The sequence below is a fragment of the Pedobacter sp. AC464 genome, assembly GCF_979253075.1.
Map to the genome: position 1 here is coordinate 2,141,979 of NZ_CEEDBV010000001.1, position 26,865 is coordinate 2,168,843.

The following is a 26,865-nucleotide window of genomic DNA, read 5'->3' on the forward strand; positions in this document are numbered from 1 at the left end:
AATGCTAAACCGTCTAGTACCAAAACGATTTAAAGATTATCTTAAAGAGAAACTTGGAGTACCGGACATGTTTAGCAGTTTTAAAAACATGAAAAGGCTTGGCTTTTATCCAAAGTTGATTTTGGATGTGGGTGCGTACGAGGGAACTTGGTGTGAAGAAATTCATAGGATATTTCCATTGGCTGATATTATAATGTTTGAAGGGCAGACGGAAAAAGAGGGCGCATTAGCAAGGATTTGCGGACGAAACTCAAAATTAAGGTATGAAATTGCTTTGTTAGGCGCATCTCCTATGGCGGTCAAATTTAACAAGTACGAAACAGCAAGTTCTGTATTTAGCGAAAATAATACCACCCATGCGGAGGTAGAGATGAGAACATTAACCACTTTAGACACTTTAACCAGCCACAGCAACCTCAATGGCCCAATTCTCTTAAAAATAGATACCCAAGGTTACGAGTTGGAGATACTAAAAGGCTCCGACTCGCTATTGCAACATATAGATGTTGTTCTACTGGAGGTTTCTATGCTGAATATTTATTTAAACAGCCCGCTGGTAAATGAGGTATTAATGTTTATGAAAGAAAAGGGTTTTTATTTATATGATATCTGTTCGTTGATAAGGAGGCCATTGGATAATGCGCTCTACCAGTCGGACTTTATTTTTGTGACAGAAAACTTTTTAGGTAGAGATAGTACCAAGTGGAGCGGGTAAAACACATCGTTCTGATAACCTCTGGTCAACCGACAACTAACCCGAGATTAGTGAAGGAAGCCGATGCCCTAAGTAAGTCTGGATATGAGGTAACCGTTATCTATCAATATATAAGTAACTGGGCAACTTTACACGACTCAGATTTAATCAACCAAAGTTCCTGGAACGCAATAGAAACTGGTGGCAATCCGAAAGTCAAACGGCGGCTGTATTATTGGACTAGGATTTTTTATAAGCTCGCTCAAATTATTGCAGAAAGGTTTACCTTCAAATTTGGATGGGCGGAACTCGCAATTGGCAGGTGCTATTTTTCCTTATTGAGATCGGCCAAGAAGATAAATGCTGACCTCTATATCGCCCACAATCTTGCTGCTTTGCCTGTAGCTGTAAAAGCGGCTAAAAAAAATAATGCGAAGGTGGGCTTTGATGCTGAAGATTATCACAGACACGAAGTATCAGATTCATTAGCAGATATCGATGTTCGTATCAAAACATACCTTGAAGAAAAGTATATTCCACTAACAGATTTTCTGACAAGTTCCAGTTCTGAGATAGCAGAAAAATACAGGCAGATATTTGAAAAAGATGTGTGTGTTATACTTAACGTTTTCCCAAAATCGACTTCAATCTCTCAACCTAATACCGATGAGCCACTAAAATTATTTTGGTTTTCACAAACTATCGGTCCAAATAGGGGAATAGAAGCAGTAATTGAAGCACTGAATATGATCCCTTATGATTTTGAGCTACATTTATTAGGCAGAGAACAGGAAGGTTTTTTGAGCGGCTGTTATAAGAAGGCTAACTTCAATCTTAATCAAATCCACGTACACAATCCAATTGCTTCTTCGAGGCTAATAGAGTTTTCGAGCCGGTTTGATGTCGGATTAGCAACTGAAACTGGATTTTCGATAAATAATGAGCTCGCTCTCAGCAATAAAATTTTTACGTATATACAATCGGGAATTGCCGTTGTTGCTAGCGATACAGTTTCCCAGAAACAACTATTGAACAAGTACCCCGAAATTGGGCTGATGTTCAACAAGAACGATCCAGGGTCGCTTGCAACAACATTAGTTCAATATTTTGAAAACCCTGCTTTAATGAACGAACATAAACAGAACAGTTTTAAAATTGGCCAGGAAATATTAAACTGGGATTTAGAAGCATACAAATTTCTATCGATCGTTAGCCAAACCCTTAGCAATTGAAAAAGCTGCTAATTATATCGCCATACTTTCCGCCTAAAAATACGGCTGATACGCATAGAATTAGGCTCAGTTTTCCCCATTATAAAAAGTTTGGCTGGCTACCGACAGTTATTACTGTTGGGCAACAATATTCTGATGTAATCGATGATCCGTTACTCATGGAAAGCATACCCGGCGATATTACTGTACACCGTATAAGCGCCCTTAATAAGCGTTGGACCAGTAAGTTTGGCTTAGGAAGCCTTGCATTAAGATCATTCTTCTCCTACAAAAAATATGGTGATAAGTTGTTAGAAAAGGAGCATTTCGATCTCATCTTTTTCTCTACTACTGAGTTTCCGATATGCGTTTTAGGACGACACTGGAAAAGTAAATTCAAGATCCCTTACGTAATTGATATGCAGGATCCCTGGCATACTGACTATTACAAGGACAAGCCTAAAGTAGAACGCCCCGCAAAATACTGGTTCTCTTATCGGCTCAATAAGTTTTTAGAGCCCCTCGCTATGCGTTATGTTAGTGGTTTAATCAGCGTGTCACAAACTTACATTATTGAACTGGCGAAAAGGTACAGCGAACTGAATAGTGTTCCTCACGCAGTGATCACATTTCCATCTGCAGCAAGAGACTTCGAAATTGCAGATTCAAATAAGAAAGATCTGGCGACCCCCTTACTTCTTTCTGACAGAATAAACTTAGTATACGTAGGAAGAGGAGGCCATGATCTTAAGCAATCTGCGTCACATCTTTTCAGCGCCTTCAAAATAAAGCTATCTCAATGGCCAGAAATTTACAGCAAATTAATGTTTTACTTTATAGGTACCAGCTATGCTTCCCCGGGTAAAGGTCTCAATACAATAAAGTCAGTTGCCGAGTCAAAAAACGTGGGCGATTTTGTTTTCGAACAACCAGACAGAATCCCATATTTTGAAAATTTAGCTTACTTAAAAAACGCTAATGGCTTAATAATTTTGGGTTCGGACGATCCTGGTTATACCGCCAGCAAAATTTACCCCTACATTCTTTCCGGTAAGCCTCTTTTAGCAATCCTTAATCCACAAAGCAGTGCTGCAGGCATAATACGAGATTGCAATGCAGGTATCGTAGCCGATAGTAACAGCGAAACAGATGCAATAGCGAAAATTATTGAATTTCTAGAAAATATGGTGAATGGATCAACTTTTACCAACCAAACCAACTGGGAAAGATTCTCGGACTACTCGGCGCCGGCGCTTACACAAAAACAGTGTGATTTATTTGATCAAGCCATTCTATCATGAAAACTGACTTTTTAAAAACTGACAGAATTATCTTTTTGGATGGTTTTCGGGCGCTCGCGGCATTAGGAGTTTTAGGTATTTACTGTTTAGAAAAGCCGTTTTTTGAAAAGAAATGAGGAAACGCCTGGCTATAATTACCACCCATCCAATACAGTATTTTGCTCCAATCTTTAAAATGCTGGCGGCACGGTGCGAACTTCACGTTTTCTACACTTGGGGAAAAGCTGCAAAAGCGCAAAAGTTTGATCATGATTTCCGAAGAAAAATTGAATGGGATATCCCACTTTTAGGTGGATATGAGTATTCATTTTTAGAAAACAGATCAAATAGCCCTGGTTCCAATCACTTTTTTGGAATACAAAACCCAGATATTATAGCGAATATTAAAGATTTCGCCCCTGAGGTTATACTGATTTACGGCTGGGCTTACCATAGTCATCTTGCAGTGATTCACCATTTTGCTGGCAAAATTCCATTATGGTTTAGAGGTGATTCTACACTATTCAACAACGCTCCATTCTGGAAACGTTTGCCTAAAGAAATTTTCCTCAAATACCTTTATAAAAGGATTGACAAAGCTTTTTATGTTGGTTCTGCCAGTAAGAATTATTTCTCGAAATATGGTTTAACCGAAAATAAACTGGTATTTGCACCGCATGCTGTAGATAATGACCGGTTTGCAGAAGTAAAAAATTCAGCTTCTTATGAGTTAAGGAGCCAACTTGGCATTACCGAAGAACAGACGTTATTCTTATTTGCTGGAAAATTCGAACCTCGAAAAAATCCTTTGCTGTTATTAAATACCTTTATCGAGTTAAATAACCTAAGCAGCCACCTAGTATTTGTAGGCAATGGGGTACTTGAGGAAAATATGAAGGCAATAGTCAATAAACTAAAAGCAGATAAACAAAAAATCGGAGCGCAAATTCATTTCATCGACTTCCAAAACCAAAGCAAAATGCCGATTTATTATCAGGCATGTGACGTCTTTTGTCTACCATCGTCGAGCGAATCGTGGGGATTAGCAATTAATGAGGCGATGGCAGCAGGCAAAGCAATTCTGGCATCCAGTCAGGTTGGTTGTGCTCAGGATTTGGTAACGCCAGGTAAAAATGGTTGTATATTTAATGGCAAAGAAGAATTACGGAGACATCTAAAATTGTTGGCAATTAACAAATCCATCACAAGTGAAATGGGCAATGAATCTAAGCAACTTATCAAAGCCTGGTCATTTACATCGCAGGTGGACGCTTTTATAAAAGAACTTTCGTATGTCTAAAAGACTTCTTGTTATCTGCGGTGGGCATATTATTGGTGGTACAGAAATTGTTACCCTGGGATATCTTCAGGAGCTAAAGAAAACCGGAGTTCATATTTACTGTATCACTAACGCCTGGGGCAACGGTAAATTTAATGAGAGACTGGATAAGCTTTCAATCCCATATTCATCTGTAAGACTGGGCTTTATTTATCCAAAAAATTTAAGCTGGACATTAGATACCCTGCTAAATTACCCAAATGCAAGAAGGGAAATCATGAATGCAGTCAGGATATTTAAACCCGATTTGTGCTACCATACTTCTTTCAGAAGCATATTTATGACGAGTCACTTTCTTAAGCTCAAACATTACTATCACGTCCACGATAATATTCGACCAACTTTCTTCAACAGAATCCTGTTGAAAACAATTCAGAAACGAACGGAAGCATTTATTGCGGTTTCTAACACTGTGGCTATGCACCTTATCTTGTGTGGCATAAGAAAAGAAAAGATTGTGACCCTGTACAACGGAACATCCTTGAATGCTAAAAGAGGCGTTTTGGATAGATCTTCTATTTTGAAAATTGGTATCGTTGGCCAGGTCTCCGAACACAAGGGCCATAGCCTGCTGGTTAAGGCATTAATTGAGTTAACGAAAACTAATGATTTAGGTTTTGAGCTTAAAATATTTGGTTCAGGAGACCCTAACTATGTTAACGATCTCAAAAACACGATAGACGAAAGCGACATAGCCGATTATGTTTATTGGATGGGCTTTAACGAAGATCTTGACAAAATTTATGCAGACATCAATTTAGTCGTGATGCCGACAATATCAGTCGAGCCTTTCGGTATGGTGATTATCGAAGCGGGCATAAGAAATGTTTTGGTGTTGGCCAGTGATTCTGGAGGACCCGCTGAGCTTATTGATGACGGTGTTAATGGCTTGCTGTTCAAATCTGGGAACGTTGCCGATTTAGTAAAAAAGTTGCAAATGATCAGTAGCGGTAAAATAGATTTGGCAACATGTACTGACAATAATTATAAAAAGGTTTCGGAGAATTTCAATATTACCTTACAGACAAATACACTTTTGGACATTCTCAATTAACAAGATACCAGTTTGTTTAAGAACTCGATAAAATTCGGCTCCGCACTGCTCAGCCTAATCTTTGTGATTTTGGTATTAAGTTTCTTTTGTAAAAATCCACTACCTTTTTTTGCTTCGGTTGCATTCGTACCGATTTGTGCAAAATTATTGTGGAGAAAAGGAGAAATACCAATTTTATTCTTCGGAATTCTGCTTCAATGGCTTCAGGTATCTATTAAAATAATATATGCAACTTTAATAGGCGTTCCGTTTGAAAGTCTATTTAACAATCCAGCAAAAATAGAAGAAGCATTCTATTTCAGTCTATTTGGTTTATTGTTCATAAGCATAGGAATCAATATTGCAATGAGGAAAGCAGAATTAATTTCGTATAAAGTTTTAGCGGCTAACCTTTCCAGATATGACAAGTCAAAAATAATGCTTGCATATATATCGGCAATTATTCTATATCCAATTTTACTTAACGTTGCCGGAAGATTTGGGGGGTTGTATCAGCTGATAGTTAAATTACTGGACATCAAGTGGTCAATTTTTGTGTTATTTTTTCTTGTAACATTTACTGAACGCTCTCATTTTAGGCAAAAGTTTGTACTAATTATTACCGCAGAAATTATCTTAAGTTTTACCGGGTATTTCAGTGCCTTTAAAGAATTTTTTATCATTGGCTTTATATTGTATTTGTATATTAACTCAAAGCTCACGAAAAAAGAATACTCTTTAATTCTCTTTGTTGGCGTACTCCTGTTTAATATGCTTATCGTGTGGCAATTTATCAAACCTGAATACAGATCCTTTTTATCCAGCGGTGAACAGGCACAGGTTGTATCTGTTTCAAGAACTGAAGCTCTTGCAAAAGCACTCGAATTGGGCAGAGATATTGATAAGCAAAAGTACGAGGATGCGGTTACAACACTAATTGATAGAATATCATATATCGACATTTTTTCTGCATCAATATCTTACGTGCCAATCTCCCGCCCACATGAACATGGACGACTTTGGTTGGATGCCATAAAACGCGTTTTTATGCCCAGGCTTTTTTTTCCTGGAAAAACTGCCATAAATGATTCCGAAAAAACCATAATGTACACCGGCCTTGGCTTTGCGGGTAACGAACAAGGAACATCAATAAGTATGGGCTACGTAGCGGAAAGCTATGTCGATTTTGGTTTCCCGTTATTGCTCCTCCCATTATTTTTATTCGGTTTGTTAATTGGTTTCATATTCAAATATATTATCGATAAATCCTATAACAAGATTTGGGCAGTATGTTTAGTAATCCCTTTATTTTTTCAAATCAATACCTTTGAATTTGCGCTGGATAAAATGGTGGGTAGTCTGATCACCTTTTTCGTCATCTACCTGTTGATAAATAAATTCCTTGCAAAAAGAATCGATCAATACATCCGATATTAATTGAAAATCATTCAGATCACACCATCTTACAAGCCTGCATACATTTACGGCGGACCCACGCAGTCCGTTGGGAAGTTGTGTGAAACTTTATCATCTATCGACAACATTCCCGAGGATGGCAGGAAATACGTTTATAGCAAAGCATCGGCGCTAGAGGTACTGACCACCACAGCAAATGGCAGAAAAGAACTTGATGTACAGTCAGGACAGAGCGTTGTGGTTGATGGTGTATCAGTTACCTATTTTACGAGGTGGACAAAAGATCACAGTCATTTTTCGCCCGGATTATTGTGGAGACTAAGAGCGAGACTTAAAAACGCTGAACCTTGCAATACTGTTGTTCACATACACGCCTGGTGGAATCTGGTGTCTATATTAACTTGTGCGATGGCAAAATGGTACCGATTCCCCGTTGTGCTTTCGCCAAGAGGGATGTTGAACAGACATACCTATTCGTCGGGTAATAAGATTATAAAAAGAGTTATTCACTTCACTATTGGAAAAAAACTCTTGAGATATTGTACAATTCACGTCACAACGAACAGAGAGCAAACCGATGTTGCTAATTTTCTTTATACTAAAGTCGTAACCGTAATTCCCAATCTTGTTGAAATACCAGCAATGATGCCAAAACCTTCCATAGAGTTGAGCACCACTACAAGCTTTCGAATTGTTTTTTTTTCGCGATTAGACCCAATCAAAGGAATAGAATTGCTGCTGCAATCGCTTAGCGAAACTACCTTACCCTGGAAACTAACTATTGCCGGTACCGGAGATGAGGACTACGTACAAAGTTTGCAACAAAAGGCTGAGATACTTGACATTAGCCACAAAATAAAATGGCTCGGTCATGTTAACAATGAAGACAAATATCAGCTAATTGCTGCTCACGATTTGCTGGTACTCCCCTCTTACAGCGAAAACTTTGCGAATGTGGTTATCGAGAGCTTAAGCGTTGGCACACCGGTTCTGGTATCAGACAAAGTTGGCTTGGCAGACTACATCTTAGAAAAAAACCTGGGATGGGTTACCAGCCTGGATATTAAAGAGATTGGCAACAAACTAACAGCGGCCGCTGAAGATAAATTGAAACGAAATGCAATCAGGGCGCTTGCACCCGGGCAAATTCGAGAAGATTTCAATGATGAGGTTCTGGCCAGGCGTTACCTCGCGTTGTATAAGACGGTTATTGGTGAAGCTCACCGAAACAGCTAATGACTTGATTCAAATGAGCTTGGGCTTTAAAAAGACTGCTTTAAGTCGCACAACAACGGCGCCCGGAATATCAAGTTTAAGTATTAACTAAGTGAATATCACCTGTTCGATGAATAAAAACTTCAGTTTCATTATACTCACTTACAACGAAGAAATTCACTTGCCGAGATTGCTGAAGTCGATTGCTGATTTAAATGCACCGGTTTTTTTATTAGATAGCGGAAGCACAGACTCGACGGTAGAAATTGCCAAAGCATTTGGAGCGGGTATAAAAACAAACCCTTTCGAAAATCACCCTCGACAATGGGATTTCGCATTAAAAAATTTTGATATTGAAACTCCATGGACTATCGGACTTGATGCTGATCAGATAGTAACGCCAGAACTTTACCAAATGCTCGAAAGTTTTGACAATCAGAAATATGAAGACATTAATGGCATTTACTTTAATCGCAAAAATTTCTTTCAGGGAAATTGGATTCGCTTTGGCGGCTACTACCCAATGTACCTTTTAAAGATGTTTCGTACCGGGTTTGCCCAGTCGGATTTAAATGAAAATATGGACCATAGGTTTATTGTTTCAGGAAAGACTATCATCTGGAAAAATGGGTATCTGCTAGAAGAAAACCTTAAAGAAAATGAGCTGAGCTTCTGGAAAGCAAAACATGAGCGCTATAGCGATTTAATTGCACAGGAAGAAATCGAAAGGATTAAAAACCTCCGCATTCAAGCTTTGAAACCAAAATTCTTTGGTAATCCCGATGAGCGGAAAGCATGCCTCAAGAGGCTTTGGTGGAAATTACCTTTGGGATTCAGGCCGTACTTGTACTATGGTTTTCGCATGATTTTTCAATTTGGCTTTCTCGAAAATAAAACCGGCAGGCAGTTTCATTACCTGCAGGCGCTGTGGTTTCGGAAATTAGTTGATGCTAAAATCAAGGCGTTAAAAAGAGGCGTTATAGCATAACAAGCCCAAGACTACCGACGTTTAGCAACGTATTTATGCAAATACAAAGCATTCCGAACAACAGATCGGGCTTTATAGCAAAGGTTTTTTACCATCATCCGAATTAAACTTCACAATAGGGAAGGATAATTTGATTTGAACATAAAATATTAACTTTAAACATTCAAAACTGATATGGACGAAATCACAACTCAACTGGCAAAGAAGCAAGCTGATAAAAAGGCAATAAAATTCGTGGTGATGCTGTTTGTGCTCTATATTTTATTTAGTCAGGGCAATATTTTTATGAATAGCGTAATGACCCCAACCGGGCGCTATCACAACGCCTACATTGCTGAACACTTCGATTACATCCAGGGCTTAAAAAACGCATTGATTGCACCTGCAGTATGGATAATTAAACTTTTTGGATTCTATGCCATCCATAACAAACAGGATGTAATGGTAGTCAACGGCCCATATTTGAGAATTAATTACTCCTGTTTAGGGCTTGGCGTGATGAGTTTTCTCGCGGCATTTGTACTGGCTTTCCCGGCCAGCTGGAAGGAAACCATAAAAATGTTGGTAATTGGAATCATTACCATTTATTTGTTAAATATTTGCCGCATTGCGGGCTTGGGTTTATTATTTGGATTCGTCCAGAGTCAGCGCAATTATTTCGAGTACCACCATGAGATTTTTAATATATTAGTCTATATCGTCATCTTTGTAATTTTATTCTTTTGGATTAAGAAAAACACCAGAACTAATGCAACAGACGACCAGAAAAAATTTCACAAAGGCGCAAATCTTGCCAGTCCATAAATCTACAATAAGCATTTATCGATGTACATATTAGGGTTAAATGCATATCACGGCGATTCCGCTGCCTGTATTTATAAGGATGGAGAAATCATTGCGGCTTCAGAAGAGGAACGGTTCAGGCGTATAAAGCATTGGGCGGGCTTTCCAACAATGGCTATTGATTTTTGTTTGCAAGAAGCGGGAATCAGTATTCAGGAAGTTGATTTTATCGCCGTTTCGAGGGATCCGAAAGCTAATTTTTTCAGAAAAGTTTTCACCGCATTTAAAAACAGGCTAAGCCTAAAAAATATGCTCAACAGGGCGCAGAACTTAAAGAAAGCCAGTAGCATTGAACACGAAATTTGCCAGCATTTCAACTTAGCTAATCAATCCCTCAAAGCCAAAGTAGTTAATGTAGAACATCACAGAAGCCATTTGGCAAGTGCCTTTTTCGCCTCTGCTTTTGATGAATCGGCGATACTGTCTATCGATGGCTTTGGCGATTTTAGCAGCACAATGCTAGCGATCGGAAAGGGAAATCAAATTGACGTTTTAGATACCGTTTCCTACCCACATTCGCTTGGTTTATTTTATACAACCCTAACGCAGTTTCTGGGATTTCCTCATTATGGTGATGAGTATAAAGTTATGGGACTTGCACCTTACGGCGTTCCCAAATATGCAGAAAAAATCAGAAGGCTGATTCAGCTAAAGCCAAAGGGACTTTTTGAACTCAACTTGCAGTATTTTAACCACCTCAAAAATGGCGTAAAAATGGCCTGGGAAGATGGCGTTCCCAGTATAGAAAGCTTATTCACAAGAAGCCTGACCGATTTACTCGGCTTGCCGAGGCAAAGCGACGAAGCGTTAACCGAATACCACAAAGACATAGCTGCATCCGTACAACTTGTTTGTGAGGAGGTTATTTTTCATATACTCAACTATCTGCATCAGAAAACAGGATTAAATAGCATTTGTATTGCAGGCGGTGTTGCCCAAAATTCAGTTGCAAACGGAAAACTGAAATTAAAAACGCAATTTAAAAATGTTTACATACCTCCGGCCGGGCATGATGCTGGTACTGCCCTTGGCGCTGCGCTTTGGGTTTACAATCAAATAGAGCAGAAGCCACGAACATCACCCATGGTTCATGGTTATCTTGGAAGCAGATTTGACAATAGCTATATCGAGAAAATGCTGAGTAGCCGCAAAATTGCTTATGAAAAACCCGCTAGCGAAGAATTTTATGATGAAATCGTAAGCGCTTTAACTGGAGAAGGGGTTATCGGCTGGTTCCAGGGAAGGGCTGAGTTTGGCCCGCGTGCACTTGGTCACCGTTCCATTTTGGCCGACCCGAGAAACCCCAACGCAAAAGACATCATCAACTCAAAAATCAAACGCAGGGAATCTTTCAGGCCGTTTGCGCCTTCTATTATAGCAGAGTTCGTTAAAGATTATTTTGAACAGGATGAAAGCGTTCCCTTTATGGAGAAAGTACTGCAGATAAAGGCGCATAAGAGGAAGGAAATCCCGGCCGTTACCCACATGGATGGCACGGGAAGGCTGCAAAGTGTTCATCAGGAAACAAATGAACGTTTCTACAACTTAATAAATGCTTTTTATCAATCTACGGGTGTTCCGATTTTACTTAACACCTCCTTTAATGAAAATGAGCCCATTGTAAACACGCCGGAAGAAGCTCTAGATTGTTTCCTCAGAACCAAAATGGATATGCTCGTAATGGAAGACATCATCATTAGAAAATAAAACGTTTTAAATACAATGCCCAGGCCAGTGATATTCACTGGCCTTTTTTTGTGCATTGCTCATTAACTCAGTTCCTCAATAAACAATTCTCTGCAAAGCAGTTTAAATCATGCAAAAAAACATCATCTTTGTGTTGCTACCTAAATGATTTGTTTAATCTTTTTATTTGATGCTCATGAACATAAGATTCGATTGGGGTAGTTTTTCTTCTATTTTAAATATTTTCCCTGACGTGACGCTAAGCAGGCGTGGCAATTTCTCCAGTTCTAAAGTCTGGGTTTGATAGGGATAAGCTCAAAACTCATCATTCTGGGACAATCGCGCTCTGGGTGTACTGAGTTTTAAAGCCGCTTTCAAGTGTCTATCATTACACACGATCCCAATTTTTAGCCATGTCAGTCTTAAACTTTTTAGTTAGTATTACTTGCTTTTTTCTTTTTTTATTTTCTATACACTTATTTCTGGCAAAAAGTGAAAACCGGATAAAGAACAGGCTACTTTCTTTGCTCCTATTCACACGTTCGGGGCATATACTGGTGTCGCTTTTAATGGGTACTAATCAGCAGAAACTGTCATTTGCACTCTTCCAAAGCTTTACACCTTTATATTTTGCGGCGCCAGCATGCTTTTACCTGTACATTACCGGCTTCCTGAAAAAAGACAGATCACTGAAAAAGACAGACTGGATTCATTTTATACCAGCATTCTTGGCGCTGGTGCATGTTTTCCCCTGGCCTGATAGCACAAACCTGGACTGGCAATTACTTATGAAACAGTTTAATGAATATGGCTATTGGTCTATAAGCACAAGAAGCGGGCTGCTTCCGCCCTATTTCCATTCGGGTTTTAGAACGGTGCTAACCATCACTTACCTGATACTCGCCTGGGGAGCCGTTCTAAAATCGAAAATCCTTCTGCAAGTTGCTGATAATAATTCTGAACGCAACTGGATGCTTTTTATATTGAGGGTAGCGACTTTTTTCCAGCTCATGGGCTTATCCCGAATCGTCTTGAGCAGCCTAAACATTCCGCTATACAATCCGATTTTTATTTTTCTGAACTGTATAGCGCTTTTGGTGGTGTTGCTTTATGCCTTACATAAGCCTCAGATATTTTATGGCGCACTCATGGTTGCTATTGACTGGAAAAGGAATCTGACTCTGGGTCACGAGCGCCCATTATTGCCGGCGGAAACTACTGAGGTGATAAGAAAAAACAAAGCAGCTTTTCCTGATAACGACACCAGGATTCTGCCAATTTCCTTTAAGCGAATCAGGATTACCGATGCTCAGCTAGAGGCCTATGTTGGACTGCTCAAAAACGCAATGGAATCGGATTACCTGTTTTTAAATCCCGATTTCCAAATTATCGATTTAGCAAGCAAAACAAACATACCCGTGCACCATTGCTCGTTCGTAATCAACAATCACTTAGGTAAAAATTTCCGTGACTGGATAAATGGCTACCGTGTAAATCATTTCTTAGATCGATATCCGTTGATGAAAGCCAAAATGACAATCCTTGCGATTGCACAAAATGCAGGTTTTAAAAATCAGGCTACATTTTACAATGCATTTAAAAAAGAAAAGGGTATTATGCCAACTGTCTACATTTCGCAGGAATTGAGCGCCTGAGGCATTCAAGGGATAGATTTTCTCAAACCGTTGAATCGTTTGACATGATTGGACCCCAAAATCAGCTCAGCTCCTACCTCGGCGAATAACTTTGAAAAAGATTCAGTTTCAAAACACATCACGTGCGAAACTGCTGCATCTGATCACTCTAAGTTATTTCCTGTAATGATTAAAAACGAAGCCGAACGCGAAAGCTATTTAAATCCGCTCCTGAATTATCTTGGGCAGTTTCATCCACTTTCTCAAGAATTTATCAAACACTATGAGAAAGACTGCAGTCATTTCTCCATTAAAAAATCCAAGTTCGTGCTTTCCCCTGCAGACAGCAACAATTCTATATTCTTCTTGTTAAAGGGTGTTGTTCGTGGCTTCATAAAGGAAGATAATAAAGACATCAGCACCTGGTTCGGCTTTGAGCAGCAATTTATCGAGGCGGCGAGAAATCCCGAAGAAAAATCTAAATATTCGGTGGAATACATTCAGGCAATTGAAGATTGTGAACTAATCAGAATTCCTTACAGCCTCACCAATTTTCTTTATGGAGCTTATCCCGAAGCGGGCATTATTGCTAGAAAGCTGCTGGCCATCCACTATTATGCCGCTACCGAGCGCTCTACACTTGCCAGAATCCCAACCGCGCTTGGGCGTTACCTGCGTTTGGAACAAAGTGGAATGAACCTGAGCAGGATACCACAACGTTACCTGGCAAGTTACCTTGGTATGCGCCTGGAAACTCTGAGCAGAATAAAAAACAGAGCAGCAGAGCACACCATCCTTAAAATGGCCTAAACAGCTTATTACCGACATAAATTGAGGTCAATAATTCGCTTTTCTGCAGCTAAGCCTCAGACCAGATGTTAATTTTCTGATAATCGATAATTGCATTTTATTTTTTCGTATATTGCTTATAACCAATTATAAAGATATGAGCACGTTAAAGAGAATGCAGAATTGGGGTGATCGTCATCACCCTGTCTGGTTGGATTTTTTAAGAATAATTTTAGGACTTGTATTAATCTGGAAAGGCATTGCCTTTTACCTGAATATTGGCGCTTTCAGTACCTTAATGCATAACGCACACCTGGGCACCGCAGTTGGCATTAGTATGATCGCCCATTTTATCATCGTGGTCCACATCGTTGGTGGTGTTGCCATTGCGATTGGAACGTATACCCGTACCTTTTGCCTGGTAAACCTGCCTATACTCATCGGGGGTGTTTTCTTTATTAATTTATCGCCTATTATTCTCAGGCCCTATTCAGAGCTATGGTTATCAGTTTCTGTACTGGTTGGATTGCTTATCTTCATCATTGAAGGAAACGGAAAACTCTCTGTTGATAACCAGTTACCAGTAACTAAAATCACCAAGCATCAGCGTACTGCAAATTAATTAGCGCAGCAAATACAAAAGCCTGCTGGATATCTTGTGACATCCGGCAGGCTTTCGGCTTTAAAGCAGATAAAAACGTTGAGTGAATCGCAGCAATGCATCTCTGAATTCATCTATATTAAATGCAATCAGGCTCTCTACTCGGCAAAGATTAAATCAGGAACTTCGTCTTTACTATCAAACGATAGCCATGATCTCTGGGGCTTTAAATTATTTGTAACCCAAATTCAGTAAATACTTACTCGCTGAGCACATGATTTAAGGGAAACCTCCAGCGCCTAACGTCCAGGTTTAGGCGTAGACGCGACACCCTCATCCTGTTTCCATGGTTTGTCCCCGAATGTTGCCACCGAGCTGAGCGTGGATTGTGCTACACCTTGTTGCGGCGCTGGTCCGCTTTGCGCTTGTGAAAAGATTTGAGCATCCGAAATTCTAGTCATGTCTCTGCTATAAATGTTCAAGCTTTTAAATTGCGGCTCAGCGGCTACGAAAACACTCATTGGTTTTCCATCCATCATCATTTCGAGTTCTGACAGTCCTCCGTTCTTCAGCTCCTTTATGAGCTTTTCCTTTCTGTCTTCCCCTGCAAGGTAGAATGGGTATTTCTCCAGGCTCTTTTCCAGATCAAAATTATACTCCGGGTAGAAGTGGTGCAAAGGGTGGTTACCGTAGCTGTCAGTAACACCGAGATTAAGTTTTAACCAAACGGGCCTTTTTTCCGGTTGGGAGTTTTCACCTGCAGTTTTCAAAGAGATTTCTTTTTCGAAGGAAAAGCCTGAAAGTAGCCGGTAAGCCTGCAAGGCAGTCATCCTGTGATCCCTTTCTAGGTCGAAAAGCTGTGTCACAGGTACAGCGCCATCATATTTGCTAAGCACTGCCTGGTAGCTATTTAAAAAGAACATGTCCGATTCATTGGACTTGCTAAAGTTCAGTTCAAATCGCAAATGGTCTCTAACTCCGGAAGGCATGCTACGCAATTCCGGAGAGCTATAATGCTGGGATATCCCCAGCGAGAATTTAGGCAGTTCTCTGCGGATTGCAGATTCGAGAACTTCGTTTAGCCTGGTACCAAAACCGAGGTAATCCAGTGATTTTTTCAAATACTCTAGATTTGATTCATTCATAACATGTTATTTAGGGTTAATAAATTGGTTTATAAGACGACGAAAACGTAGCCACCTGGGGTGACCAATCAATTAGCATGGATATCTGGCGCAGAATTTTTCGGTAAAATTCCGGTAGCCGCCACGGGGTTTGAGGGCTGGACTGGTCTGAAATTTTCCGATGCACTTAAAAAAGCGGTTGAGGGAAAAGCTTTCCGAGGGAATGGACAACTTCTTCGCACCTAATATCACTTCGAGCTGTGTTCCTCTAATCATGAAATCAGCGTCCGATCCACATTGCCATAAAGAAAGTTGGCAATCCCAGACCTTTCCTGTCAGATCATTAGCAAACACAGTGTAGATCTTCGCATTCGGGAAAGTCGTTCTGATTTCATTGAAGCGGTCGCGACTTTTCTCACAGCCGATCGTTGCAAAAGCGGATTGACCATGAATCCGGATCCACTCTGGGTAGAAATGGCACAGACAGAGCAACTCATCTGCAGCATGCGCAAAGAAAAGATTGACTGTAGCCGCGGGCAGATAATCATGGCTGGTTTTAAGGATTCCCATGTGCCCGGAAACTCCGGGATGAAAAAAAGCCTTGACCAGCGGGCTGAGGTAAGCGGAGTTTATCATCTGGACTGGGCGGGACCCAGTCCTCTGCTTTGTTGGGTTTCATTTTTGAAACCCATGCGATAGCCTGTCCGGGCTGGGGTGTCCAGTTGAAGACTGCGCTGCATCTCGGCGAAAGCCTGCTTATAGCCCGGGGTGTTGTAATCGACCTGCTGTCCTTCTTCGCCCTTTATTGCCCGGATACCCCTAAGTAGAAAGTAAGACTGACCTCCGTCGACCACGACAGACAAAACGAGCGCTGCCCTGTTGGAAAGGATTCCTTTCGATTCACTGGCGCGGTGCTGCAACCTCGTTCCATCCTCCAATTCCAATGCCTCTCCACGCTTGAATCCCGCCTGCTGCGCTGGTGACAGCGCGTAGCCATTCACAAAATCAGGCACCTGTACTTCCTCTGGGAAATAGGTGATAAAGTCTCTGGTCAACGCATCGTATTCAAAAATCATCAGCGATGTTCCACCAGTGGAATCCTGGAACCCCTTTTGAAGAAAATCCTCTTTAGATGAGCTTAAAAGCGATACCTCCTGGCCGCTAAGTAAGGGATGGCCCTGAACATTTTTATATATCGGGTGAAGCCTAAGTTCAACCTCACCTTTTAAGTTTCGCTGTAATGAAAGGCGGGCATCAAGCCGTTCTATCTGGAAGTATTCCGTGCTCAGGCCACTTAAGGTTAGCAGTCCGGTTCGGCGCCCTGCGAGCAAAGCCTTGAAATCCGTGCTTTCCAGTAATACATCATCATCAGTTGAAAGCCCAAGGGCTTCCATTGCCTGAAAGGGCAGGTCATTTTGACTGAATAAATAATTCATAATTCATCTTTTTAGGTTAGGTAAATGTTGATTTTCTTCACTGCCGGTGCTTTGTTCAGTTGCTGTCAATAAAGGCCCCGGACAAAACGAGGCATCCAGTTTGCAATCTAAAAGCGAAGTGTAGAGTTTATCCGTTCTAGAAACTATAAAGTGCGTTCCGCTACCTTCCTCGAACACTTTTATACGCCCCTGTTTCAAATGGCCGGTGATTTGGTAATGTTTGTCTTTATAGAAGATTTCGTCGCCAGTGGTGAGGAATTTTCTAACTGCGGATTTTTGAGGGTTCCAGGCTTGCTGAATGGGGTTTTCAAGGTCCTGCGCTAGCTTATTGTCAAAACTGAGCAGGAATGCTGTAATTTTCTCCGCATCTGTAGCTGCTTTATGAATTTCGAAAGGGCTGTCAGTGAGCAACTGTATCCAGGCCGCTACGTATGCGCTGTGCTGACCGGGGTCGTGTCCAATCCCCAGCGAATCGCCAAGCATCATGGAGGCGATTTCTGCGCGTAGCTCTTCCCTGGCATAACCCGGGGAACCTGGGAAGTTGAAAAGGCTCCGGTCCAGTCGCGAAGAATGGCCGGTCCAGTGACCGAGTTCATGCAGCAAGGTTGCATAGTACTTATCGGCAGCATCAAACTGCGAATGCTCAGGAATGGTAATTGAGTCCGTTCTGAGATCATAATAAGCCTCATCACCAGCGAGATGGCGAATGGTTGCCCCGGAATTTTTGATGAGCCCCTCGGCCCGCTCTAATGGCTCCCATTTTTTACTGGCGGCAGCCAATGATACAAGTGCCCCGAGGCCCTCTATCTGTGCTGCATTGAAAACCCAGGCGTTTGAAATAATGGCCTTAGTCAATGGCCGATCTTCGGTTACCACCTTATGATTATCATCCAAGATTATCTGCCCGCCGGAGTCTCTTTTGGTAACGCGCTGAACAGTTTTAACGAACTGGATGAGCGTTCCTTTTTCACCTGATTTAACCCTGAAACCGGCCGCTTCAGCCTGTTTGAAGGTCAGCCACCTTGGATCTTCGCGGCCCGAAAGCAGCAGGCTTAATACATTAATTCCCTGATAGCGTTTGCCGCTGATCGCATTATAGGGAAGTCTTGGAATCAGCAGACCTTCGGTGCTCCAGGGCCGCTGCCATGGGGCAGTGCCGGCCTGTAATGCTTTTACTAACCCTTCGGCAACCTGAACATGCAGTTCTTTAGTTTCTTTTTTCATGGAACAATCCTTTCCTTTAAGTTAAAGCTACCCCTGGTGTGGCACTTAGGTATGGCAGTAAGCGGCACGGGTAAGCCGCCACGGCAAAAAACGGTTCAAGCGCATTCATCGATTACGGTTTTAATGGTTCCTTATCTATTTCCATCTTGAGTGTTTATCACTTATCGGATTCTGCATCAGTTAAGCGTCCGGGGTTTACGGCATCGAGCGCCTTCAGAAATTTCAGGGCATCAAGCTTGACTCCGCAGTAGCTTAAAGCAAAATGCAGGTGCGGCCCGGTTGTTCTGCCGCTAGTTCCAGACAGGCCGATGAGCTGCCCCCTCAAGACAGTATCCTTACTGCTGACTATTATCCAGGAAAGGTGCGCGTAATGACTCATTAGCTTGCCATGGCGGATGACAATGAACTTTCCTGAAACCGCATTGATGTTTACCCGAACAACCTCGCCGTCAGCAATGCTGAACACTGGCTCGAAGTCTGCTTTGAGATCTACGCCATCATGAAAGTTCAGTGCACCATTGAGCGGATGAATTCGCCATCCAAATGCCTGATTCATATACAAACTGTTCAACGGCCAGGTAAAATAGCGCTGCCCAAAGCTTCTGGGGGCTAGTCCTAAGATGACAATCACTGCGCCGAGGGTTGATAAATAGCCCATCATCTGGAGATAAATGACAGATTTGCACTTTGGGTGTTTTTTAAATCGAGTACGTTCTGAAGGGTTTCCATTCCACTGCTTCTAGCCCCTGGACTTTCCTTTAACATCTCGAGCGCTTTAAGTATATCTTTCTGACTACCCGATTCCTGGAGCAGATTTACACGCATCAACACCTTGAAATCTGCTGTCTCCATTCCGGGGGGCTGGTCCATGAGCACTTTATACAAATCTTGCTTAGCGCGTATGACCATAAGCGCTTCGGGCGGGAAGGCAAACATTTCGAGTGAGCCAAATCCGACCATAACGGCCTGCCTTTTTTCGTCTATTGAGGCAATGAAGCCGATTTGGCCTCTTGAGGGCCAGTTGTCGCTGAGTTCGGGATTTACCATAACCAGCGTTCCTGAAAGTTTTTCCATGATTTTTGATTGTTAAGATAGTTGAAGAGTTCATCCTTGAAAACTGCCTGAGTTTCCACATCTTTGAACAGATGTGCGTTCCCTCACGATAAACAACCAGACGGGAAAGGGCTGAGCAAGTAATCTGATTGCTCAAGAAAATTTATCGGCGATTGCAGCCACGTCGGCATTAATTTTATTAAAATTTCTAAGCAGGATTTCCGGCTTTTTACCGCCGAAGTCGTAAAATATGGGTAGCGGGGTATAGCCGGCTTCTTCCAGGGCTAGCTTTTTCATGTCCTGATTCACCCGGCAGTGAATGGCCGAGGTTTCAAACTTTCCTGTATAGCTTTCTACCGCATCTCCCGCCAGCATACCCACGAGTTCACCGGCTTTGAGCGAAGCAATTTTTCCAGCCGGTATTAGCGGCTCCAGCTTTTCATTTATCGAAAGGGACAATTTGGCCCGGTCAATAGAAAGGCTTTCTCCCTGCTGCTTGACCTTTCCGAAAAGCCGTTCCAGCCAATCCAAAGTTTCCTTGTTGCGCACCGAGCCGGCCAGTACATTTCCAACAACCGAAGTGATGGTCCCCGATACTTCCTTGCCATATTGCTGCTGAAACTGAGGCAACTCCTGCAGTCCCATGAGTACCGCGACCTTATTGCTTCTGGCGGTTGCTATCAGGTTTTCAATCCGATGGACGAATATGGTGGGTAGTTCGTCCAGTATGAGCGCACTCGGCAGATTACCTTTTGTATTAATTAACCTGGTAAGCCGGTTCAGTACGACTGAATAGCAGGCGGAGTTGATGTTTTGGGTATTGGGATCATTTGCAAGGACCAGCGTAGCAGGATTTCTTGCATCACTGATCTTCAAGTTGAAGTCATCGCCCGAAAACACCCAGAACATTTCCTTGGTTGCCAGCCTGGAGATGAAAACTTTAAGGGTACCGACCTGTCCCTCTAGTTGATCATAAGCTTTTGCTTGATAGGCCGTCATGAATGGAGAAAGTAGTGAGGTGAGTTCTGCGTTTGAAAACAAGGCGGCAAAAATCTGGTTATAGGAACAGTTTAAAAAAGAAAGTACATGTGCAAGCGTTGAATACTTGCCCTTTTCATACTGCGAGAAAAAGAAAATGCAGGCAGAAAGAAAATTCACCGCACTCTGGGTAAAAAATTGATCACTACCTCCGGATTTATCCCCTTTTTTAAGCGCTTCGACAAGTGCCTCAGCAGTTTCTGAAGCGTCTGCGAGCGTCTGGATGTAATCCGGTCTTAAAACATTAATCCGCCGGCTTTTCTCTACCTCAGTTAGGTTTATCACATGAAATGAAGCGTTTTTCATCCTGCCCTGCTTCTTTGCAAGCTGGAAATGGTACCAGGCGACTTCCGCCAAGTCCGGAAACTTAAAATCGTACAGACAGATACAGAAGTCTTTCGCCATAAGCTGACGGATGAAAGGCAGTACTACGCCAAAAGATTTGCCGGAGCCAGGGGTCCCGATTAGCAGCGTACCCCGGAATATGTTCTCGAGGTTTATCCAGCCTTTATGAACCCTTGATTTGAAATAAAACAATGATGGAATGCTGACCCCGTATGGCCCGTCCTTCGATTTGGTCTGCTGCATAAAGGATTCGCCTTCTATATTCCATTTATCTTTTCCCAGACTGGAACTGATTATTTTGGATATATTATCCATGGCAATATGGAGCAGTATTGTACCTGAAAAAAGCAGTACGATATAAGCGATATCACTTACCGATGTTCCCATAAACAGCACGCTGCCCGTTCTGTTCCAAAACCAGAGACCCACCATCCAGCATACAAAGCCCGCAGAAAGCGGATACAGGATGGCGTTTTTAGCGTTTAAATCTTTTTCTTTTTTGCTTAACGTTCCGATAGACACTACAATCAACAGCAACAAAGTAAAAGCCCTGCTGTAGAGGGGATGCTGAAAAAAAATCATCCGGGTACATCCTTTTATCAATTCCTGCAGTCCATAGCTGGCAGCTTTATGAAAAAAGGTCGCCTTTGCGGCATAAACAAAAATCATAACATCCGCCAGCAATAAGGCATACACTAAAAACTGGAGCATGCGGTGCAGCCCTTTTAATTCCTGACGTTCATCCATGATCGCAAAATTTAAACACAAAAAAACCGCGGTAAGCGGTGTTAACCAGGTTTTGGGTTAGCCCTAGTGAGAAATATTTAAACTGTCTTATAAAAGAAGGCTTTCAACTGCAAAATGGTTTTATTTTTAGGGTCCGAAACCTGCCGGTGAAAAATTCCTCGTTCAATTGCCAGCGCTTTAAAGCCTTTATAAACCGGGCTAAAAACTATCTGCCTGCAGAATCTCTTTATAGGGAATCTCCAAACGCAAAACCCTTCCTGAAGTTTGCTTTTCCGACAGTTCGATCTCCAGGACCTTATTTCCGGGAAAGGTTAGCTTTTTGATAGCAAAAATATTTCGGTAGCTTTTTTCGAAGCGTTGTGGATCATATAGCTGAAAAGCGGTTTCAAGCGGGAAAGACTGGACATTCGTTGCTTTAGTTATTTTCTTATCACGTACACTAAATCTAAGAGAATCAATATCGTAGCAAAGATTACTTTGATTCTTCGCCTCGAGGTCCAAAAAAATATAGTCCCCGGCGGTATAAACATGGTTAAGCGCCAGACTGATTCCAAGCGCCTCAACCTGTTTCCGCTTTTTATCCTTTCGGATGCTTAACATGGCATAAGCATGTGCCTTGAAATCCCTCCTGGAAAAGGAAATTCCATCGATGTCCAGTGGTTTCATAAATTCAGGAACAATTTCCACCTGAGTAATCGCCGGCTGAGCAAGGGGATCCTCGCTGTAAAGCAAGCGAAACTGGGCCATAAAATGTTCACCTGTGATGGTTACAAGACCCTGCTCCATGACCCTGATCTTGCTAAGCGAATCTTTAGGAAGTTTGATTCTCAGAACGTTCTTCACCGGCATATCTCCTGATAAAGGCAGCCCCGATAAGTCTGCAAAGACAATGTTTTCCGGAGAGATAAAGTGAAGCGACATTTCTTTAGCAATGTAGATGGTTGGCAAATCAGAAATGGCTTTAAAAGGACTTCGCTGAGCACTAACGTTCAACCAGCAAAGAAGAAGAGCGGCGTAAATGCTTATTTTTTTCATAATCATCTGTAGTTATTTTCGTTTATTATTTAAGCTTGAACTGTCAATCAGATATATTCTCGTATCATATTTGAGCCTTGCCTTATTTCGCCTGATAAGCTTATTGAGGGCAGTATTGGCAGACTGAAAAACGCCTGAAAGCATGCTCATTACCATGCGGTTATCTGTCTGCACAGTAGAGGAAGTTCCTGCCGAAGCCGCAGTGCTAGAAATGTCTTTACTGAATTCCCGGAAAGCAGAAGCAGGCACATACAGACCGGGCAAACCATCACTATCATATACGTCGAGTTTTAAAGGCAGGATTTCACCATTAACAAAAGCTGAGTTAACCGAGAGCAATACCCGCTGAGCCGAAAAGCCGGAAACCTCGGCATAAAGATAGCTTTGTCTGGGTATTAAGTGCGGTCCCGCCATCACCTCTTCAAGCAACCGGATGCGCAGGCGTGAACCTGAGAATACCGTGAGCGCCTCGTCCAGCATCGCCGGAATCAGTGCCGGCTTTTCATCACTCCGAACGGTCGTAAATGTTGTAGATAACTGCTTGGCTTTATGTACCATCAGTATTTCCCCGGCATCCGCGCTCATCCCCTCGCCTGTAGCTTTCACTGGTGCACTCATCTTGGCTGAGGGGTCATTGGCTCTAGAGACGCTGTCAATGAGGGAGAGCTGCGCCCTGAAAAGCTGCATCGGGTCCTCATCAGGCTTAGGCCTGTCAATCGATTGCTCCCGCTTAAGGTCAGCAAGAGCTTTACGTAGCGCATTGTCCGCTTTACCTGAAGGGTCATTATCTGAACTATATCTTCCCGCTTGGCTGTAGCTGGCAGCTGATGCAGCGGCATTAAGCCCCGTTTGCCGATGCGCCTTCATGAGCTTTTCCAGAGAGTCCAGCATAAACTTTTCCCGCTCATTGTATAAACTAAGGGGCGCCTGCTGCTGGCCATTGACCTCTTCACCCAGCCCGTTTACGGCAGTGTAGCGGTCGGCCTGCCCTAAGTGGTCACGGAAGGCATCGAGCTTTCCGTCAATTGCCCTGGACTGAACTTCTGGAGATACCTGGGCCAGGGATGCCTGAAGAGAATCCATCGGCATGTCTTTGCGGGCGCTGCCAAAAGAACTCGACTTGAATGCATAAAAGAGCAATATCAGAAAAGGCATTACCACCAGGGGAAGTACATACCTTGGTTGTCTAAAATCTATCTTCATCATTTAGGTAATTTATCATGTTGAATTTTTTGAATTTCGTTTAGTAGCGCCGCTAAGTTCAGACTATCGGAATGGTTTAGTGAATCTTTAGCAAGCAGCACCTGAACCCTGTTTTGCAGTCTCAATGTAGTTTTTAGTTTCGCATAAGTCTCACCGACTGATTCACCGGAGAAGTCATTGACAGCCAAGCCCGGTGGTCTATTTTTTACGGGATGGCCAGCGGGCTGAATAACTAAAAACACATAGATCCCGGAGGCACACATCAGCATCAGCATTCCGGAAAATACCTGCCTTGGCCTGGCCGAGAGAAAATGATGTAACTTTTCTTTAATGGCGTGGAAGAGCAGCGCGAATTCCCGCTGCAGTTCAGTAATTACGGTTACCTTTTTCATTCGAAAGCGTTTTTAGATTCAACGAGCAAGTCTTTGTTCTGCAGAGTTTTCCAGCGTGTTATAAGCACTCCATGTGGATTATTTTCTGAGCGGACCCCTAAATCCTTTAGATAGCCCTCAGTGATGAGCTGCCTGACAGTTACGGCGCTGCGCCGGTCAATTTTTTGCGTGCCGTAATAGCGGAAGTAACGTCTGGATTCATCCAGGTAAACGGAATCTGTCTTTATCGTCAATAATGCAGAAGAAGAAACTATGGAGTTAAAAAATCCTTTTTCTTTTAAATTATCATATTGCTGCACCCCACTTTCATCCACAAGGTACATGGCCTGCTTCATCTGGTATTCAATAAATTTGTCATCCGGAGTGAGGGTAAAAAAAAGGCTGTGAAACCGCGCAATGTGCGCCCGGTATTCCGCTGCCCGGTTCATGGCAAGATCCGTCTGCAGGGCGCGCTGTGGGGTTCCGGATGCATCGAGAATGTAAATGCTTTTTCTCGCATCCGATAATTGCTTCCAGCTGAAAAATAATACACAGGCACAAATACAGAGACAGAGCAGGAAGGACAGGGCCGAGAGGCGGCCCGCAAGGCGGACCTTATCCTCAATGTTTTTAATCATCATCACCGCTACCCTCCTATTACGCCGCCAGCCATCCTGCCAAGACTTGAGGCGCCGCTGCCCATCGTACTCGCCGCTGAACTGATGCCAGAAGTAGAGACTATCCAGGTGGAAATACTTGGGACAGTGAGCATAGTTAACGCACCGATAATAAAGGTCACGATGACCATTCCGAAGGATAGCACTCCATTTCCTGCAAACCAGCCAAGCTTTTCCAGACTAGGACCAGATGTTCCGATGAGCGCCTGGTAGCGGGTAATTTCGGCTTCCAGTGCGTAGTGCTGAAAAAGCGAAGCAACATACATCACCAGATACGCGATGCCGCTGTAAAGATTCACCGAGATGAAACGGGCGATCCAGGTGGAAAAAGAATCACGGAAGGCGGGCAAAATGCTTACTGCTACCGAGAAGGGACCCAAAATCAAAAGTATTGTAGAAAAAATAATCTGCACGATGAAAACGATGTATACGCAAATCCTGAGTAGCCAAATTGCCAGGGTTTCGAGTAAAGAAGTTGCCAGCAGCTGAAGGCCAACCTGAAGCCTGTTGCGCATTTCCACCACCGGATTCCAGACTTCAGCGAAGCCTTCCTTTACCGAAGACCGAACCGACTCCCATGCATTTTCATACCAGGTATCAGCCTCTGTTTTTGCAGTCTCGGTCTCTGCCTGCACCTTTAGCAGCGCATCGGCAACCTGGACCATCAGCTTTGCCCTTTGCATCCTTAACCCGTTAATGTCACTCTGCGAATCTTCAAACATTTCGGAAGTCCGGATCTCAATCAAGTCCGTTGGGTAGGCAATAACACGGGTAAAAGCGGACCACCAGAGTATGACCATTACAAGTCCGAACGGGCGCATCAGTGGCATAATTTCAAACTTTTTATCGCCTGAGATGAGCTCATAACTTTTGAGTGCAAAAAAAATGAGCATGAAGATGGCTGCCAGCGCCTGCGCATCGGTGATGAAAGCATCGTAATGGGTCCAGATGCTGTCTTTCATCTGCTTTAAAAAGTGCATCATACCGTCCTCATATACCCCGTTACCCTGAAGAAAATTAAAAGTATCCCGAAAGGAGTCCGGAACAGGTACAGGTTTTGACTGCACGAAAAAACCGGCGGTGCCGGCTAAGTTTAAAATGCGTATCATAATTTCCATTTAGCGTGTTTTAGTATCTCATCGGCAATTTGAATATCTGTTCTGGTTCTGGTGTCCAGAGGCATTCCGCTAGGCAGTCTTGCTGCTGCCTTTTTTATAGAAAGTTCACGGGCAGACCGTCCCCTGGCACTCTCCCACACCGATATCAGTTTCCGGTAATCGCTTAACAGGCGATGCCAGGCCATAAGGCGGCTCCCCCGCTCCATATCCGTTTCCCTTGAATGCTCAAGCCGCTGCCTTAGCGTAGCGCTTTCATTAATGTACCAGTCAAAGATCCCGGAACCCTGCAGGTATTGCTGGACGGGGTAAGGGAGTCCGGTTAAGGGATGCGGCTGATGTTCATCAAGCAAAGGGCCAAATTCCCTGCTGTAGTACATAAGCCATAAGGGGTCGGTTCTGGCGAGTAGAGCTGATTGTGCCGCTGCTTCTTCATTCGCGGTATTAAAAAGGGAATCACTATGCAGTTTGTAACTGTTCTCGGTATGCTGCATGGCCATTGCCAGGGAAAGCCGCTGGGTTTGGGGACCAAACACAGCAAGTGGCCGACGGTCGTTTTTTGGATAGTCCGGATGAAGGCCCCAGGTTAGCCAATACAGGGGGTTCAATCCTAAAAACCCCGACTTAGGACTAAACTTATCGCGGTCCCATTCTTTAAAGACCATTCGCTCTTGTTGATAAATGATGGCCTCATCATGCAGGTCTTCCTGCGCAAGGGCAGAAAACTGCGCAGTGACTGCCGTCAGTAAGGTGAAAATCCATTTCATA

Annotated in this window: 25 protein-coding genes and 1 pseudogene; 13 read left to right on the forward strand and 13 right to left on the reverse strand. The window is 42.8% G+C overall.

Going from position 1 to position 26,865, the window contains the following annotated elements:
- The first annotated feature begins 1 nt into the window (after position 1).
- From AC0IWT_RS09335 to AC0IWT_RS09395, 13 genes and pseudogenes are all read left to right on the forward strand, one after another.
- Positions 2 to 715 carry an FkbM family methyltransferase gene (locus tag AC0IWT_RS09335; protein ID WP_471796944.1) on the forward strand — a complete coding sequence of 238 codons (714 nt, stop codon included), beginning with the start codon at positions 2 to 4 and terminating at the stop codon, positions 713 to 715.
- A 50-nt stretch (positions 716 to 765) separates the two neighbouring features.
- Positions 766 to 1,926, forward strand: coding sequence for a glycosyltransferase family protein (locus tag AC0IWT_RS09340; protein WP_471796945.1), 1,161 nt, complete (start codon positions 766 to 768; stop codon positions 1,924 to 1,926).
- A complete protein-coding gene (locus AC0IWT_RS09345) occupies positions 1,923 to 3,206 on the forward strand; it encodes a glycosyltransferase family protein (protein ID WP_471796946.1) in 1,284 nt (427 codons plus the stop codon). Before AC0IWT_RS09340 ends, AC0IWT_RS09345 begins: the two co-directional genes overlap by 4 nt.
- A gap of 112 nt (positions 3,207 to 3,318) precedes the next feature.
- Positions 3,319 to 4,485, forward strand: coding sequence for a glycosyltransferase family 4 protein (locus AC0IWT_RS09350; protein WP_471796947.1), 1,167 nt, complete (start codon positions 3,319 to 3,321; stop codon positions 4,483 to 4,485).
- Positions 4,478 to 5,578, forward strand: coding sequence for a glycosyltransferase family 4 protein (locus AC0IWT_RS09355; RefSeq protein ID WP_471796948.1), 1,101 nt, complete (start codon positions 4,478 to 4,480; stop codon positions 5,576 to 5,578). Before AC0IWT_RS09350 ends, AC0IWT_RS09355 begins: the two co-directional genes overlap by 8 nt.
- A 147-nt stretch (positions 5,579 to 5,725) precedes the next feature.
- On the forward strand, positions 5,726 to 6,994 hold the full coding sequence (locus AC0IWT_RS09360; RefSeq protein WP_471796949.1) for a hypothetical protein: 1,269 nt from the start codon (positions 5,726 to 5,728) through the stop codon (positions 6,992 to 6,994).
- A complete protein-coding gene (locus AC0IWT_RS09365) occupies positions 6,995 to 8,209 on the forward strand; it encodes an XrtY-associated glycosyltransferase XYAG1 (RefSeq protein ID WP_471796950.1) in 1,215 nt (404 codons plus the stop codon).
- 109 nt (positions 8,210 to 8,318) lie between these two features.
- Positions 8,319 to 9,146, forward strand: a pseudogene (locus tag AC0IWT_RS09370) (glycosyltransferase family 2 protein); the annotation flags it as partial.
- A 204-nt stretch (positions 9,147 to 9,350) separates the two neighbouring features.
- Positions 9,351 to 9,980: an exosortase Y gene (xrtY, locus tag AC0IWT_RS09375; protein ID WP_471796951.1), complete on the forward strand. Its 630-nt coding sequence runs from the start codon at positions 9,351 to 9,353 to the stop codon at positions 9,978 to 9,980.
- 21 nt (positions 9,981 to 10,001) lie between these two features.
- On the forward strand, positions 10,002 to 11,726 hold the full coding sequence (locus AC0IWT_RS09380) for a carbamoyltransferase family protein (protein ID WP_471796952.1): 1,725 nt from the start codon (positions 10,002 to 10,004) through the stop codon (positions 11,724 to 11,726).
- Positions 11,727 to 12,274: 548 nt separating this feature from the next.
- Positions 12,275 to 13,360: a helix-turn-helix domain-containing protein gene (locus AC0IWT_RS09385; RefSeq protein WP_471796953.1), complete on the forward strand. Its 1,086-nt coding sequence runs from the start codon at positions 12,275 to 12,277 to the stop codon at positions 13,358 to 13,360.
- Between the two features lie 165 nt (positions 13,361 to 13,525).
- Positions 13,526 to 14,149 carry a Crp/Fnr family transcriptional regulator gene (locus AC0IWT_RS09390; RefSeq protein WP_471796954.1) on the forward strand — a complete coding sequence of 208 codons (624 nt, stop codon included), beginning with the start codon at positions 13,526 to 13,528 and terminating at the stop codon, positions 14,147 to 14,149.
- A 136-nt stretch (positions 14,150 to 14,285) separates the two neighbouring features.
- Positions 14,286 to 14,750, forward strand: coding sequence for a DoxX family protein (locus AC0IWT_RS09395; RefSeq protein WP_471796955.1), 465 nt, complete (start codon positions 14,286 to 14,288; stop codon positions 14,748 to 14,750).
- Positions 14,751 to 15,028: 278 nt separating this feature from the next.
- Here AC0IWT_RS09395 and AC0IWT_RS09400 read toward each other — a convergent pair whose 3' ends face one another.
- From AC0IWT_RS09400 to AC0IWT_RS09460, 13 genes are all read right to left on the reverse strand, one after another.
- The gene (locus tag AC0IWT_RS09400; protein WP_471796956.1) at positions 15,029 to 15,874 is read right to left on the reverse strand and encodes a hypothetical protein; all 846 of its coding nucleotides are present in this window, start codon (positions 15,872 to 15,874) and stop codon (positions 15,029 to 15,031) included.
- A 72-nt stretch (positions 15,875 to 15,946) separates the two neighbouring features.
- Positions 15,947 to 16,489: a hypothetical protein gene (locus tag AC0IWT_RS09405; protein WP_471796957.1), complete on the reverse strand. Its 543-nt coding sequence runs from the start codon at positions 16,487 to 16,489 to the stop codon at positions 15,947 to 15,949.
- Complete coding sequence (locus tag AC0IWT_RS09410; protein ID WP_471796958.1) at positions 16,486 to 17,289, reverse strand: DUF4099 domain-containing protein; 804 nt, start codon at positions 17,287 to 17,289, stop codon at positions 16,486 to 16,488. The genes AC0IWT_RS09405 and AC0IWT_RS09410 overlap by 4 nt, the downstream gene beginning before the upstream one ends.
- 3 nt (positions 17,290 to 17,292) lie before the next feature.
- Positions 17,293 to 18,513, reverse strand: coding sequence for an ArdC family protein (locus AC0IWT_RS09415; protein ID WP_471796959.1), 1,221 nt, complete (start codon positions 18,511 to 18,513; stop codon positions 17,293 to 17,295).
- A 157-nt stretch (positions 18,514 to 18,670) separates the two neighbouring features.
- Positions 18,671 to 19,174 (reverse strand): M23 family metallopeptidase, encoded by a 504-nt coding sequence (locus tag AC0IWT_RS09420; protein ID WP_471796960.1) that lies wholly within the window; start codon positions 19,172 to 19,174, stop codon positions 18,671 to 18,673.
- Positions 19,171 to 19,587, reverse strand: coding sequence for a hypothetical protein (locus AC0IWT_RS09425; protein ID WP_471796961.1), 417 nt, complete (start codon positions 19,585 to 19,587; stop codon positions 19,171 to 19,173). The genes AC0IWT_RS09420 and AC0IWT_RS09425 overlap by 4 nt, the downstream gene beginning before the upstream one ends.
- A gap of 132 nt (positions 19,588 to 19,719) precedes the next feature.
- A complete protein-coding gene (locus AC0IWT_RS09430; protein WP_471796962.1) occupies positions 19,720 to 21,696 on the reverse strand; it encodes a type IV secretory system conjugative DNA transfer family protein in 1,977 nt (658 codons plus the stop codon).
- 198 nt (positions 21,697 to 21,894) lie between these two features.
- Positions 21,895 to 22,731 (reverse strand): DUF4138 domain-containing protein, encoded by an 837-nt coding sequence (locus AC0IWT_RS09435; RefSeq protein WP_471796963.1) that lies wholly within the window; start codon positions 22,729 to 22,731, stop codon positions 21,895 to 21,897.
- Between the two features lie 12 nt (positions 22,732 to 22,743).
- Positions 22,744 to 23,937 (reverse strand): conjugative transposon protein TraM, encoded by a 1,194-nt coding sequence (gene traM / locus AC0IWT_RS09440; protein WP_471796964.1) that lies wholly within the window; start codon positions 23,935 to 23,937, stop codon positions 22,744 to 22,746.
- Positions 23,934 to 24,326, reverse strand: a complete 393-nt coding sequence (locus AC0IWT_RS09445) for a hypothetical protein (RefSeq protein ID WP_471796965.1) — start codon at positions 24,324 to 24,326, stop codon at positions 23,934 to 23,936. Before AC0IWT_RS09445 ends, traM begins: the two co-directional genes overlap by 4 nt.
- Complete coding sequence (traK, locus tag AC0IWT_RS09450; RefSeq protein WP_471796966.1) at positions 24,323 to 24,946, reverse strand: conjugative transposon protein TraK; 624 nt, start codon at positions 24,944 to 24,946, stop codon at positions 24,323 to 24,325. The genes AC0IWT_RS09445 and traK overlap by 4 nt, the downstream gene beginning before the upstream one ends.
- Before the next feature lie 5 nt (positions 24,947 to 24,951).
- A complete protein-coding gene (locus AC0IWT_RS09455; RefSeq protein WP_471796967.1) occupies positions 24,952 to 26,091 on the reverse strand; it encodes a plasmid transfer protein in 1,140 nt (379 codons plus the stop codon).
- Positions 26,088 to 26,864: a hypothetical protein gene (locus AC0IWT_RS09460; protein WP_471796968.1), complete on the reverse strand. Its 777-nt coding sequence runs from the start codon at positions 26,862 to 26,864 to the stop codon at positions 26,088 to 26,090. Before AC0IWT_RS09460 ends, AC0IWT_RS09455 begins: the two co-directional genes overlap by 4 nt.
- Position 26,865: the final 1 nt, after the last annotated feature.